Raw genomic sequence first — 13,893 nt, forward strand, 5'->3', positions numbered from 1 at the left:
TCCAAATATTTTTACTTATAGTATAACTCTTTTTTTATAAAAAAATGATTATATTAAAAGATATTTTTTATCTTTTAATAAATTTTAATTTTTTGACACAATGAATCAATATCAAGCTCTAAAAATTTTTCCACTTCACTTGTTTTGCCATGGGCTATAAATTGATCTTCAAATTCAAAACTTGCTAGTTTTATATGATAAAGATTTTCTTTTTGTAAAAAATTTGCAATCAAACTTCCCACTCCACCTATTTTAGCACTATCTGAAAAAACAAACCAAGTTTTTGTATCTTTTGCCAACTCTTTTAAAAGCTCTTCATCTAAAGGCTTTGCAAAAATCAAATCTATTAAGCTCGCATAATCTAATCCAAGTTTATCTAAAGCTAATTTTGCCTTAGCCACACCTTGACCAAAACCTAAAAATACTTTATCGCTTTGTACTTTAGATAAAATTTGAGCTTTAGCAAGTTTTATCTCACATGGATTAAAATCATCATTTAATAAAAAATTACCCCTAGGATAGCGAAAAGCAAAAACGCCTTGATGAAAATATGCATATTCCATAATATTTTCCATCATAGCCTCATCTCTTGGAGCTGCTAGAGTAATATTTGGTATAGCACTTAAAAAGCTAATATCAAAAACACCCTGATGAGTTTCTCCATCTTCTCCTACAATTCCTGCTCTATCCATAGCTATAACTACATTTAAATTCATAATAGCACAATCATGAATTACTTGATCATAAGCTCTTTGCATAAAAGTACTATAAATTGCTATAAAAGGTTTAAAACCTTCTTTTGCCATAGCCGCCATAGAAGTAACTGCATGTTGTTCTGCAATTGCGACATCCCAAAAACGTTCAGGATATTTCTCTATTAATTTATCAAGTCCAGTACCACTTGGCATAGCAGCAGTTACACCCACTATATTCTCGTATTTTTGAGCTAAATTTAATAGGGTATTTGAAAAAATTTCTGTGGCGCTTTTTTTACTTATATTTGCCTTTAAACTCTCCCCGCTACTTCTATCAAAAGCACCTACTCCATGCCATTTAGCATTTTTTCCCTCGGCCAATGCATAACCTTTACCTTTGATAGTTTGCGCATGCACAACGCAAGGTTTTTTCATAGCTTTTGCTTGATTGAGCGCATTAATAACCTCATTTAAATTATGTCCATCAATGGGACCAATATACTCAAGCCCTAATTCTTCAAACAAAAGTCCAGGTGTGATAAGTCTTAAGCCCTCTTCAAAACGCTTTGCCATATAAGAAGCGCCTTGAGGAAAGTACTCTAAAAGATTTTCTATGCGTTTTTTAAATTTTTGATAAAACTGCGTTGCCATTGCCTGAGAAAGGTATTTTGAAATAGCTCCAATTGGCCTTGAAATACTCATTTCATTATCATTTAAAATGATCACACAAGGGTATTCTCTATCGCCAAGCTCATTTAAAGCTTCATAAGCCATACCCGCACTTAGCGCTCCATCACCTATTAATACAACAGGCAAACGATCTTCATTTTTTAATCTTATAGCCTTGCAAGCTCCAACTGCTAAAGATATAGAAGTGCTTGAATGTCCTGCTACAAAATAATCTCCCTCATCAGGCTTTGTATAACCACTTAAACCATTAAACTGTCTTAGAGTATGAAAATTATTTATTTTGCCACTTAAAAGCTTGTGTGGATAAGATTGGTGTGAAACATCAAAAATAAAAGGATCTTTTTTTACATCAAAAACATAATGCATAGCTATACTAAGCTCAACTACACCTAAATTTGAACTTAAATGTCCACCATTTTTACTCACTGTGTCTATAATAACTTCACGCAAATTGTTAACTAAATTTTCTAACTCTTTAATTTGCATATTTTTAATATTTAAGTTATTTAAGTCTATCATTCATTAACCATATTTTTGATTTTTTGCAAACGATTATTAAGGTTTGATTCTATATTGCCTGCATCACTTAATATTAAAATACTCCCCTTATTAATCGCATCATCAAGGCTAAATTTGATATTACTTTGCTCTTGTTCTAAATGTGATTTTACATATTCAAAATCATCAGGGCTAAGTTTTAATTCTATTTTAGTAGCATTTTTAAGCTCATTCATAAGCTCTTTTGCTAAATTTAATGCTATAAGTGAGGAATTTTCCTCAAGTTCTTTTGCAATCACTTCTTTTGCGATGATTACAGCTGTATCGGCTAATTCTTTTTCATTTTTAGATAAAAACTCATTTAAATTTTGCACTGTATTTTCAAGTTTTTCTACACTTTTTAAGTATTTTTCTTTTAAAGCTTCTAATTCACTTTCAAAATTTTTTTGAGCTTGCTCATAACCTTCTTTGGTAAATTTTTCTTTTGCATGTTCTAATTCTGTATTTAAGCGATTATTAAATTCAGCCTCTTGGCTTTCTATTTGCATTTGTAATTTAATAATATTTCCTGACATTTCATCAGTTTTTTTAAGCAAATCTTCTACAAAATCAGGTTGGATTTGTGGTTGTGGGACTTGTGGGGTAGTTTCTACTGTTTGATTTTCCACTGCTTGCTGAGTAGCATTTTGAGCCAGAGGAGTTTGATTTATAGTTTGAGTTTCTTCTTGTTTTTGCTCTTCATTAGAAGACATTTCACTCATAACTTTAAAATGATATCCCTCAACTACATGAGCAGAAATGTTTTCAGGTGAAATTACATTAGTTAATTTAGCCATAATCTTACTCTATCATCTCATCGGCCTCACCCACTTGGATAAGACCTTGTTCTGCAAGTTTTTGCACCACTTCTACAACTTTTCTTTGAGCCTCTTCAACATCTTTTACACGTACAGCACCCAAAAAGCCCATTTCTTCTACAAAAGCTTCAGCAGCACGCGTTGACATATTTGCCATAAATTTTTGTTTTAAATCCTCACTTGCACCCTTTAAACCTATCATCAAATCACGTTTATCAGCAGCTTTTAAAACTTCTCTAATCGCATTAGTACTAAGCTGAGAAATATCATCAAAAGTAAACATTAAATCTTTAATGGTTGTAGCAAGTTTTTCATCACTTTGCTCAATATAAGAAAGTGTTGTTTTGGATGCTTTTTGACCCAAGCGATTAAGCACTTCAGCAACCGCTCTTGGACCACCCACTTCAACTTTATAAGAAGTAAGACTTTCAAGTTTACTTTCAAGCACAGCAGATACTCTTTTGATAATTGAAGGTGAAATATCCCCAAGATTTGCCATTCTTATTACAACCTCAGCTCTTAATTCATCACTAAAATACTCCAAAGTTTCAGCAGCTTGAGTAGTATCCATATGAGCTAAAATCAAAGCTATAGTTTGAGGGTGCTCTTTAATGATAAAGTCAGCAAGCTGTTGTGGTTTGATTTGAGAAAGATAAGCAAAATTTTGGTTATTTTCCATACTTTTGGTAAGTTTTTCCAAAATTTTATTGGCAATTTCAGGACCAAAAGTTCTAAATAAAATTTCTTTTGCATATTCCAAACCGCCACTTTTTAGATATTGGTTTGATTGTAATAAAGTATAAAATTCTTCTAAAACTGCAGTAGCAACTGGTTTGTCAACATTTTTTGCTAAAGCGATATAGCGAGAAATTTCAGTGATGACATTAATATCCATATGAGAAAATAAAACTGTCGTTACATCTTCTCCAAGTTGAATTAAAAAAATTGCGACCTTTTCTGGCATAGAAAGGTCATCATAGACCATTTTTTGTTCTTCACTAAGCTTTATCATCAGATATCCTTCTCACCAAATTCAGCTTCATTTTCAACAAGTTTTTGTAACAATAATGCCACTTCTTCACCTTTTTCATTAGCCACTGCTCTTAATTTTTCGAGCAAGACATCATATTGAAGCGCATCTTCATCAAAATTATCCCCAAAGCCAAGTTGTTCTTCAACTTTCTTACGTGCTGCGTTGAATTTTTCAATAGCATCTTCAGCCTCGTCAATGATTTGCCCGTCTTTTCCTTCCATCTCTTCTTCAAGCTTAATATCTGCAAGCATTTTTTGTGAAAATGGCACAATAACTTTTTTATAAAAGATGAAAAGTAAAATCGCAGCAAAGACATACTTAACAGGTGGGATAAATGGCTCAACAAATCTTGAATAGAAAGTTTGAACCTTATTTTCAACTTTAGCTGTTCTATGAAATTCCAAATTATTTACTTCAACCGCATCACCTCTAGCAAGATTAAAACCTATAGCGCCTTTAGTGAGATTTTCAATAGCTTGAATTTCCTTATCGCTCAAAGGAATGTATTCGTTTGTGATATTTCCCTGATCATCAGTAATTACTTTGTATTTTCCATCTACTACAACGGCCGCAGAAATTCTTTTAACGGTTGCAAATTGCTTAGTGGTATTGGTAATTTTTTTAGAAATTTCATTATTAGTTGTAGTTTGGTTTTTAGTATAAACCTCGCGTGCACCTTTATCATCTAAACCTTCTACAGGACCTATATTTGAAACAGCACCTGGCACACCTTGAATTTCTTTATCTTTATAGCCTTCTCTATGTTCTTCTAAAGTTTGCTCACTACGCACGACTGTGTTTGGATCATATACTTCACTTTGTGATTCTTCTTTAGAAAAATCATAATCAATACTAACCTTTGCCACTACTCTATCATAACCACCCGCAAATGGAGCAATAGAAGCAACAATTTTTTGCTCTAATTCATATTCTTGATCTCTTTTATATTTAATTTGAGCAGCGATTAAATCACTCTCAAAAGCACCCTCATCATCTAAAGGAATACCTTTTTGATCCATGATTTTTACATTTTCAGGGGTAAGTTTTGTCACTGAAGAAGCAATTAAGTTTTTAATCCCCATAATTTGCTTTTTATTAAGCTTTAAGCCTTCTTTTATCGTCAAAGCTACTGAAGCAGTTGGTGGGACTTGTTGTTGAGTAAAAAGTGTATCTTTAGCAAAAGCAATATGCACTGTGGCGCTATGAATAGGCTCTAAACTTTCAATTGTTCTAGCAAGTTCACCTTCTAATGCTCTTTGGTATTTTACCTTTTGCTCAGCTTCTGTTGCGCCAAATTCTTGTTTATCAAAAAGCTCAAAACCTACTTTATTATCTTTTGGCAATAACCCTGCAGAAGCAATAGCCAAACGCTGTTTATACACTTGTTCATTAGGTACTAAAATAGTTCCCTCATCACGCAAAATATAAGGAACCCCGCTTTTTTCAAGTTGCGTTACTATCATCGCTGAATCACTAGTATTAGCATTTTCAAACAATACTGAATATCCAGCCTCACTAGCTACTGTAGAACCACTTCTAAAAAGGGTTAAAAATACTAAAAATCCAACTACAACAACAATAGAAGCAGCAATGATAATACGCTGTCTTAAACTTAAATTTTGATAAAGCTGACCTACTTGGTGCAGTATAGTTTTATAATCCATTTATTTCCTACAAACTAAAAATTTTTAGAAAACTCTTCAAAAAACCTTGAATTTTCATACTCTGTACCTATACTTATACGCACAGCATTTAAACCATAACTTTGTAAATTTCTTATTATTATACCGTTTTTAAGCAATTTTTCAGATAAATCTGTGCTATTTTTTTCATCAAAAAAATAAGTAATAAAATTTGTATAGCTTGGAATGTATCGAATTTTATAATTTTTAGCAAAATCTTCATAAAGTTTCATTTGTGAAAAATTATTTTCCAAAGTTTTTTGCACAAACTCATCATCATCTAACACAGCAACAGCAGCTTTTAAACTCAAATTAGTCACATTAAAAGGTGCTCTTAATTTATAAAACGCATTAATAATTTCCTTGCAAGCTATACCATAACCCACTCTCATACCACCCAAACCATAAAGCTTAGAAAAGGTTCCTAGATATACTGCATTTTGAAATTTATGGATTAATTCTTTAGGATTAATATGCTTTTTACTATCTTTAAATGAAGCAAATTCATTATAAGCTCCATCAATGGCTACCAAACAATCCTCATCAATTTTTTCTAAAAACTCAAAAACCTCACTTGCGTCTAAACACTCACCCAAAGGATTATTTGGCAAGCATAAAAAAATTACTTTGATTTCATTTTTATGCTTTTGATATAACTCATACAACTCATTTAAATCATGGGTTAAGCTTGGGGTTTTATAAACCTTAACTCCTAGTTGTTTTGCATAAATTTCATACATAGCAAAGCTAACCCCGCATTGCAAATAAGCCTTAGAATGATCAAGTTTTGCATGCACTATATATTCTATGATTTGATCACTCCCACTACCTATGATGAGATTTTCTTTTAAGATATCATATTTTTGTGCTAAAGCTTGTTTTAATTCACTCATAGTATCATCAGGATACAAATGAGCTAAATGTGCATTATTTATAATGGCTTCTTTAGCTTTTTTGCTTGTACCATAAGGATTTTCATTACTCGCTAGTTTAATAACTTCTTTTAAACCATATTCTTTAGCAATTAAATCCATATCCTTGCCACTTTCATAAGTTTTAATAGCTTCTAAAAAAGGATTAAATTTCATTACTTTCTCCTGATAAATACGATCCAAGCCATTTTATATGCTCAGCTTTTTTTAATACTCTTTGGACATTTTCATCATCAATATGTCCTTCAAAATCTATATAAAAACTATGTACAAATTCTCTTGTTTTTATAGGGCGTGATTCAAGTTTTGTTAAATTTATCCCCTCTTTTTTAAACTCATATAATAAATCACTAAGCCCACCTGGTTTATGTGCAGCAAGTGCTAAAATAGAAGTTTTACAATGAGGCATTTGAGGTATTTTTATATCACTTAAAATCAAAAACCTAGTGCGATTTGCCAAATTATCCTCAATCGTTTCAAATAATATAGGCACATTATAAAGTTTTGCTGCAATTTTAGAGCAAATCGCAGCTGAAGTAACATCTTGCGAAGCTAAGTAAGCTGCATGAGCTGTGGATTTACTTGCTACAAATTCCACTTCGCTTAAATCATGACTTTCTAAAAAATTTCTACATTGATTATAACCTTGTGGATGAGAATATATGCGTTTAATATCTTTTAAATTTTCACTCATACTTACAAAAGAATGATGAATGTCCATATAAATTTCAGCAAAAATCTTTACATCTTCATATTTTCCAAGACAATCAAGCGTCACACCCACTGCACCTGCTGTATTATTTTCTATAGGTACTACTCCATATTTTGCTTCTTTGTGAGCTAATTCTTTAAAAACATCTTCTATATTTGCAAGTGGAGTATAACGACTCATAGCACCAAAACGCGTTCTTGCTACTTGATGCGTATAGCTTCCCTCAGGTCCTAAATAAGCTATGCTTTGGGGCATTTCTAAATTTCTTGATACAGCAAAAATTTCTTGATAAATTGCTTCGATTGCATTTTGATCTAATAAACCATGATTATAATTTTTAAGTCTATTTATAATAGCTCTTTCGCGCTCAGGTCTATAAATACTTCCACCTAAATTTTGCTTAATAACTCCTATATCTTTAACATGAAGCATTCTTTCATTAAGTAAAGCCAAAATTTTATCATCGATAGTATCGATTTTATTGCGTAATTTTTCTATCTCTTTCATTTAAACCTCGATATGTAGTAATCCTTAATACTATCATATACAAAATTAAGTTTAGTTGTATCAAGACCTTGAGTGTTAGAAATTTTACCGCTTAAAACTAAGCCTGTTTGCATGCCAAGCTCATAAGCACCAAGCAAATCACCTTTAAAATCATCACTAATGATTAAAGTCTTTTCAAAACTCACATTACAATCTTGTTGTTTTAATAAATTTAAAGCACTTGCATAAAAAGCCTTACTAGGTTTTCCTATCACCTTATAATCAAACTCGCATGCATTTTTAAGCATAGACATAATACTTCCAACACCTGGATAAAGCCTTGAGTTTTTCTTATAAATACTACTTTCATGCATTGCTATAGCTTGCACACCATTTTTAAGATACTCTATCATACTAGCAAAATCTTGAAATTTAAAATCATCATAACTTGCTAGTAAAAATGCTTTTGGGTTTTTATAATCAAGCTCATAACCTAACTCTTGAAGTGAATCTAAAAATTCTTTTGCTCCAAAAGCTGCTATTTTACAAGGTTTTAAATGATCTTTTAAAACACAAAAAGGATCAATATAAACTTTTTCATTAATTTCAAAACCCAAATTTTGCAAATAATTTAAAAAATCTAATTTTTTGGTATTATTGGTAATAATCACATAAGGAATTTTTTCTTTATTTAAAGATTTAATGAGTTCTAAAGCACCATCTATAGGACTTTTATCATGATCTGAAATCAAAGTCCCTTGTACATCTAAAAATAACATTTCAATCCTTTAAAAAATCAAGCTCTAAAGCAATTTGATCCTCATAACTTTCTCTTTTTCTAATCATTCTTACTGTACCGTTTTCACAAGCTAGCTCACATACTCTATTGCGAGTATTATAATTACTACTCATGCTAAAACCATACGCACCTGCGCTTTTAACTATGATCAAATCTCCTGCTTTTGTCTTAGCTAGTTTTCTATCTTTAGCTAAAAAATCTCCACTCTCACAAACCCCACCAACAATATCACAAAGGCTCTCTTCTTTATTTTCACCCAAAAGCTTAATTTCATGATAAGCACTATATAAACTTGGACGTAATAAATCATTCATCGCCCCATCAACAATCACAAAACGCTTTTTATCATTAAATTTTTCATATAAAACTTTAGTAACAAACTCACCTGCATTTGCCACTAAAAATCTACCAGGTTCCATACCTATACACACATCAAGACCTTGTAAACTTGCTAAAATTCCTTGAGCATAATCATATAAATTTGGTTCTTGCTCATCTTTATAACAAACCCCTAAACCCCCACCTATATCAAAGAATTTAATATTAATTTTTAAAGCCAAAAGTTCTTTTACTAATTTTGCAACAATCATAGAAGCTTCATGAATACTGCTTATATCAAGAATTTGCGAGCCTATGTGAAAATGCACACCAACTGGCTCTAAAAATTGTGAGTTTTTAGCATAAAGATACATTTTTTTAGCACTTTCTATATCTACGCCAAATTTATTTTCATGCAAACCTGTAGAAATATAAGGATGTGTTTTAGCATCTACATTTGGATTTACTCTTATGCTTATACGAGCTATCTTTTGATTTTCTTTAGCAATTTGTTCTAAAAGAAGCATTTCTTCATAGCTTTCTAAATTTACATAAAGTATGTTTTGCTCTAAAGCATATTTTAACTCATCAGCACTTTTACCTACCCCACTAAAAATAATTTTATAATTTTTAGCTCCTGCTTTTAAAGCTCTATAAATCTCACCCGCACTAACACAATCAAACCCACTATCCAAAGAAGCTAAAAGTTTTAAAACACTTAAATTAGAATTTGCTTTAACTGCATAAAAAATTTGTGACTTTCTTGCTTTAAAAGCATCTTTTAACATTGTAAAGCGTTCTTTGATTTTATCAAAATCATAAATATAAAATGGTGTGTTATATTCTTTTGCTAGTTTTAAATAATCCATAAAAACCTCACTTGTAGTTATTTGTGTTTAAAATAATAAAAACTTCCTATACTCATTAAAATAAATACTGGTAGCATTATACCAAGCTCTGGAAGTAAAATTTCATTTTCACTCAATCTTGTTAATAAAAACAACAAGCCCCAAACCAAAAGTATGCACACAAAAAATACAAAAGCTAAAAGTGCGAGATTAAAAAATCTTGCTGTTAAAGGGAAATAATAATACACAATAAGCATTAAAAATGGTGCAAAAAATGGTGTAAGAACTAAAGAATACAAGCTTGTTCTAAGTGTATTAGTAGAAATATTTTGTTTTGCAAAAATTACCATACTTTCTAGTGCGTCTAAAATAGAATAAGAAGGATTGCTCTCTACTAAAGAAATTCTTTCTAAAATTTTTGGAGAAAAATCTTCTAAACCTTTAATATTTTTAAATTCTTCTATACTTAAACCCTCTTTTGAAACAATCAAATTTTGTGGTACATTAGTAGCTTTAGCATCATTTAAATCCCAAGAATCTCCATTAAATTTAGCAGTTTTTGCATGGATTATACTTTGAATGTCTAAATTTTTTACATCAAAGATTTTTACATTATATAGGGTTTGAGAACTTGTTTTTTGTATATAAATAAATTTATCATTATATTTAATCAAAACTTCCCCACCCTCTCTATCTACAACGCCACGCTTAAGAATATTACTTTTATATTCATCTGCATAAGCAAAGGAGCTAAAATTAAGTCCTACATAAACACAACAAAAAAACATAGCCCATAAAAAAGGATAAAAAATCACTTGATTTTTACTTAAACCCAAAGCATATAAGCTAACAAATTCATTCGAGCGTATCATATTAAAAATACACAAAACCAAAGCAAGGACTATAGCTAAAGGTAGTATATAAGAAGCTGCTGAGCATGTTAAGAAAAATATATATAAAAGCTCTAAATTTGCACTTTTTGGCAGTCTATTGAAATTTAGCAAAAAATCAATCGCTACAAAGAAAAAAGTCAAAGAAAAAAATAAAATAAAAAATGATTTTAAATACAAAGATGAAATATAGCGAAAAAATATACTCATCGTTTAACTTTTTAAAGAATATTTTGAAGCGATTTTTTCTATATCAGAATTTAAAAGCTCAAGTAAGGCTTTTTTGCTATGTTCTAAAACCTTAGTTAAGCTTTCTTGCTCTTCTTGTTTAAATTTCCCCAAAACATGAGAAACTACATCTTGTCCTTTTCCTACTCCTATGCGTACTCTCTCATAAGCATTACCACAAAGATTATCTATACTTTTAAGTCCATTATGCCCACCACTTGATCCACCTATTTTAAATTTCAAAGCACCTAAATTTAAATCTATATCATCATGGATTACAATAATTCTATCACATTTATAGTATTCACTAACAGCTTTTACGCTTTCTCCGGATAAATTCATATAAGTGGAAGGTTTTAAAAAAAGAGCAGAAGAGCTTTTAAAAAGCTCTCCTTTAAATTTAGCATTTGAAAGCTTTGTTGTTTGCAAGTCTTTCAAAATTAAGTCAATTAGCATAAACCCTACATTATGACGGGTTTGGGCGTATTGTTCTCCTATATTACCAAGTCCTACGACTAAGGTCATTTTATCTTGCTTTTTCTACGCCAACTACAGCTACTCTATCAGCATCAACCATAGTTACACCCTCAGGTACAACTACATCGCGGATTAAAAGTGCATCACCAACATCAAGTTTGGTTACATCTAATTCAAAATAATTTGGTAAGTTTTCAGCTGCACATTTTACTTTTAATCTTCTTTTTGATTGGATTAAAACACCTTTATTTTTAAGACCCATAGCTGTTCCTACGATTTTTACAGGAACCATATATTTAGAAATAACACCTTTTTGTGCTACTTTTAAATCTACGTGTTTTAATTCTGCGGTTACAGGATCTTTTTGATAATCAACTACCACAACATTTAATACTTTGTCTGCTACTTTTACATCAAAAGCTAAAGTAGTTTTTTTGCGTACTTCTTTAATAAATTCATTTACTTTAAAAGCAGCATTGATGTTTTCTAATCCTTTTCCGTAGATGTTTGCGATTAGATAACCATCTCTTTTTAAAGCTTTAGCAGCTTTTCTACCGATACTCTCTCTAACGATACCTTCTAACATCTGTTTCCTTTCTAAAAAAATAAACGCTAATTATAGCTAAATAAGTTTATAAAGATTTTAAAATATCTTCATAAGCTATGCAAAATTGTTCTAAACCATCATCAAGCAAATCTTTACAAGCTTTACTTAAAGCATCTTTTGAAATATTTGCATTCAATTTTTTCTCTATACATTCATCTTTCAAAGGCTCTTTAAATACGATTTGCTTACCTTTAAAAGCCTTAATAGCATCTAGTGGTGCAGTATTAATAGCTTTATCATAGAGTAATTCTTTAATATAATAATCTTTTTCTAAATCATCACCCTTAACACCCGTACTTGCAAATAAAGCTCTAATATTTGCTTCATTTTGTTTAATGATATAATTATAAGCCTTTGTTGCAGTAAGAATTCCTATATAATTTTTATCTAAAACTTGATTATTTAATAATCTATCAAAACGGCTTACAAAAATACTAATAACTGCTCGAGGCTCTTTTTTGGCTGCAATATTATTTTTTCTAAATTCTTTTAAACCTAAATTTAAAGCTTCAAAGCATTTTTTAGTTTGCTCAAAATCAAAAATCAAAGTAGCATTTACACTAATACCATTTTTCATTAATTCTTGCATTACTTCATAAGAAGCTTCTGTTGCAGGAATTTTCATCATCACATTTTCTTTTGCAATTTGCGTGTATAATCTTTTTGCCTCAGCCAAAGATAAGCTAGTATTATCTTTTAATCTCGGGTCAATTTCAATACTAATAAAACCATCATTATTTTCATAATAATTAATAGCTAATTTATCTGCAGCCTTAGCAATATCTTCTACCGCAAGATACTCATATAAGGCTTTTTTATCTTTGAGATTTGATTTTTTGATTTTTTCTTTATAAATAGCTGAGTTTAAAATCGCATTTTTAAAAATAGCAGGATTTGAAGTAGCACCATTGATTGTTCTTGAGTATATTAAATCCAAAAATTCATGATCTAAAAATTCATTTTCTATAAAATCACACCATAGTGAAAATTTTTTCATTGTATTACCTTTATTATTTCTTTTAAATCTTTTTTATCTATACAAATATCTGCATGAGATCTTAAAATTTCTTTGGCGCAAAAAGCTATTTTTAATCCACATTCTTTAAACATAGAAATATCATTAGCTCCATCGCCCACACACATAATTTCTTCTGTTTTTAAATTTAAAAATTTCTTAAGTCTTTGTAGTATAATACCTTTTGAGTTGTTAAACATAATTTCTCCACCAACTTTTCCCGTTAAAACACCGTTTTTACTATGCAAAAAGTTAGCAAAACCAAAATCAAAATGAAGTTTATTTTGTATTAAGTCAATTCCCTCATGAAATCCACCACTAAAAACAATAATTTTTATATTTTTATTTTTTAAATACTCGCATAATTCTTTAGCGCCATTCATCAAAGGTAAATTTTCACAGCACTTTCTTACTTGATCAACTGGCATTCCCTCAAGCAAGGCTACTCTAGCACTTAAGCTTTCAAAAAAATCAAGCTCACCATTCATTGCTTTATCGGTGATACTTTTAACAGCATCACCGACATTATACTCTTGTGCTAAAATGTCGATGGTTTCTCCATCCATTAGCGTAGAGTCAAAGTCAAAGGCACAAAGCTTTATCATTAAAACTCACGCTTTAATAAAGCTTCGGCTTTTAATATAGTTAAAATATTTTCTTCTCTTTTACCTATACCAAAAATCATACCTTTTTCTTTTAGTAAAGTTTCAGGTGGCGGATCAATTCTGCTTCTGTGAATTTTGATAGCCTCTGTTAATCTATCTATCACAAAACCCGCATTACCCGCAGGAGTTTGATTTCCATTTGCTACGCCTTTTAAAACAATATATCTAGTTTGAGGTGTCATTTTAGAACTACCTTGATTAAATCTTTTTGCAAGATCTATCAAAGGCATAACATTACCCCTCATATTAAACACACCTAAAACATAATCAGGTACACTTGGAACCCTAGTATATTCTATAGGTTTAATAATTTCTTGAATATTAAGAATAGGAATAGCATATTCCTCATCTCCTACCACAAAACCAACAAGCTGAATAATATCCTCTTCTTTATCCACATCTGGTTCTGCAATTTGCGCTTGTTGTTTTTGCAAAACCTGGCTTAATTTATCATTCATCTT

Annotated in this window: 14 protein-coding genes; all 14 read right to left on the minus strand. The window is 30.6% G+C overall.

The features are described from left to right. Nucleotides 1–74: 74 nt before the first annotated feature. Genes dxs through CAMP5118_RS03405 form a run of 14 tightly spaced genes read right to left on the minus strand, consistent with a single transcriptional unit; the run spans nucleotide 75 to nucleotide 13,890 of the window. Nucleotides 75–1,871 (minus strand): 1-deoxy-D-xylulose-5-phosphate synthase, encoded by a 1,797-nt coding sequence (gene dxs / locus CAMP5118_RS03340; protein ID WP_442863225.1) that lies wholly within the window; start codon nucleotides 1,869–1,871, stop codon nucleotides 75–77. A gap of 29 nt (nucleotides 1,872–1,900) precedes the next feature. Next, nucleotides 1,901–2,719: a flagellar assembly protein FliH gene (gene fliH, locus CAMP5118_RS03345; protein WP_263663924.1), complete on the minus strand. Its 819-nt coding sequence runs from the start codon at nucleotides 2,717–2,719 to the stop codon at nucleotides 1,901–1,903. A gap of 4 nt (nucleotides 2,720–2,723) precedes the next feature. Continuing rightward, nucleotides 2,724–3,752 (minus strand): flagellar motor switch protein FliG, encoded by a 1,029-nt coding sequence (fliG, locus tag CAMP5118_RS03350; protein WP_012662055.1) that lies wholly within the window; start codon nucleotides 3,750–3,752, stop codon nucleotides 2,724–2,726. Beyond that, nucleotides 3,752–5,437, minus strand: a complete 1,686-nt coding sequence (gene fliF / locus CAMP5118_RS03355) for a flagellar basal-body MS-ring/collar protein FliF (RefSeq protein WP_257396547.1) — start codon at nucleotides 5,435–5,437, stop codon at nucleotides 3,752–3,754. Before fliF ends, fliG begins: the two co-directional genes overlap by 1 nt. A 14-nt stretch (nucleotides 5,438–5,451) precedes the next feature. Then, complete coding sequence (gene hisC, locus CAMP5118_RS03360) at nucleotides 5,452–6,543, minus strand: histidinol-phosphate transaminase (protein ID WP_263663922.1); 1,092 nt, start codon at nucleotides 6,541–6,543, stop codon at nucleotides 5,452–5,454. Next, on the minus strand, nucleotides 6,533–7,606 hold the full coding sequence (gene pheA, locus CAMP5118_RS03365; RefSeq protein ID WP_070255253.1) for a prephenate dehydratase: 1,074 nt from the start codon (nucleotides 7,604–7,606) through the stop codon (nucleotides 6,533–6,535). The genes hisC and pheA overlap by 11 nt, the downstream gene beginning before the upstream one ends. Further along, entirely contained in the window at nucleotides 7,603–8,364 is a 762-nt protein-coding gene (locus CAMP5118_RS03370) for an HAD-IIA family hydrolase (protein ID WP_337216610.1), read from the minus strand. The genes pheA and CAMP5118_RS03370 overlap by 4 nt, the downstream gene beginning before the upstream one ends. A 1-nt stretch (nucleotide 8,365) precedes the next feature. Further along, nucleotides 8,366–9,571: a diaminopimelate decarboxylase gene (gene lysA, locus CAMP5118_RS03375; RefSeq protein WP_337216611.1), complete on the minus strand. Its 1,206-nt coding sequence runs from the start codon at nucleotides 9,569–9,571 to the stop codon at nucleotides 8,366–8,368. A 17-nt stretch (nucleotides 9,572–9,588) separates the two neighbouring features. Next, nucleotides 9,589–10,650, minus strand: a complete 1,062-nt coding sequence (locus CAMP5118_RS03380; RefSeq protein ID WP_263679478.1) for an LptF/LptG family permease — start codon at nucleotides 10,648–10,650, stop codon at nucleotides 9,589–9,591. Nucleotides 10,651–10,653: 3 nt separating this feature from the next. Continuing rightward, a complete protein-coding gene (gene pth, locus CAMP5118_RS03385) occupies nucleotides 10,654–11,193 on the minus strand; it encodes an aminoacyl-tRNA hydrolase (RefSeq protein WP_337216612.1) in 540 nt (179 codons plus the stop codon). A 1-nt stretch (nucleotide 11,194) separates the two neighbouring features. Continuing rightward, the gene (locus CAMP5118_RS03390; protein WP_133319540.1) at nucleotides 11,195–11,731 is read right to left on the minus strand and encodes a 50S ribosomal protein L25/general stress protein Ctc; all 537 of its coding nucleotides are present in this window, start codon (nucleotides 11,729–11,731) and stop codon (nucleotides 11,195–11,197) included. A gap of 46 nt (nucleotides 11,732–11,777) precedes the next feature. Then, entirely contained in the window at nucleotides 11,778–12,749 is a 972-nt protein-coding gene (locus tag CAMP5118_RS03395) for a transaldolase (RefSeq protein WP_263679480.1), read from the minus strand. Further along, on the minus strand, nucleotides 12,746–13,372 hold the full coding sequence (gene serB / locus CAMP5118_RS03400) for a phosphoserine phosphatase SerB (protein WP_263679481.1): 627 nt from the start codon (nucleotides 13,370–13,372) through the stop codon (nucleotides 12,746–12,748). The genes CAMP5118_RS03395 and serB overlap by 4 nt, the downstream gene beginning before the upstream one ends. Further along, nucleotides 13,372–13,890 (minus strand): chemotaxis protein CheW, encoded by a 519-nt coding sequence (locus tag CAMP5118_RS03405; RefSeq protein ID WP_039668837.1) that lies wholly within the window; start codon nucleotides 13,888–13,890, stop codon nucleotides 13,372–13,374. Before CAMP5118_RS03405 ends, serB begins: the two co-directional genes overlap by 1 nt. Between the last annotated feature and the right edge of the window lie 3 nt (nucleotides 13,891–13,893).

It is taken from the genome of Campylobacter sp. LMG 7929 (assembly GCF_024723595.1).
In the GTDB taxonomy this organism is placed as follows: domain Bacteria; phylum Campylobacterota; class Campylobacteria; order Campylobacterales; family Campylobacteraceae; genus Campylobacter_D.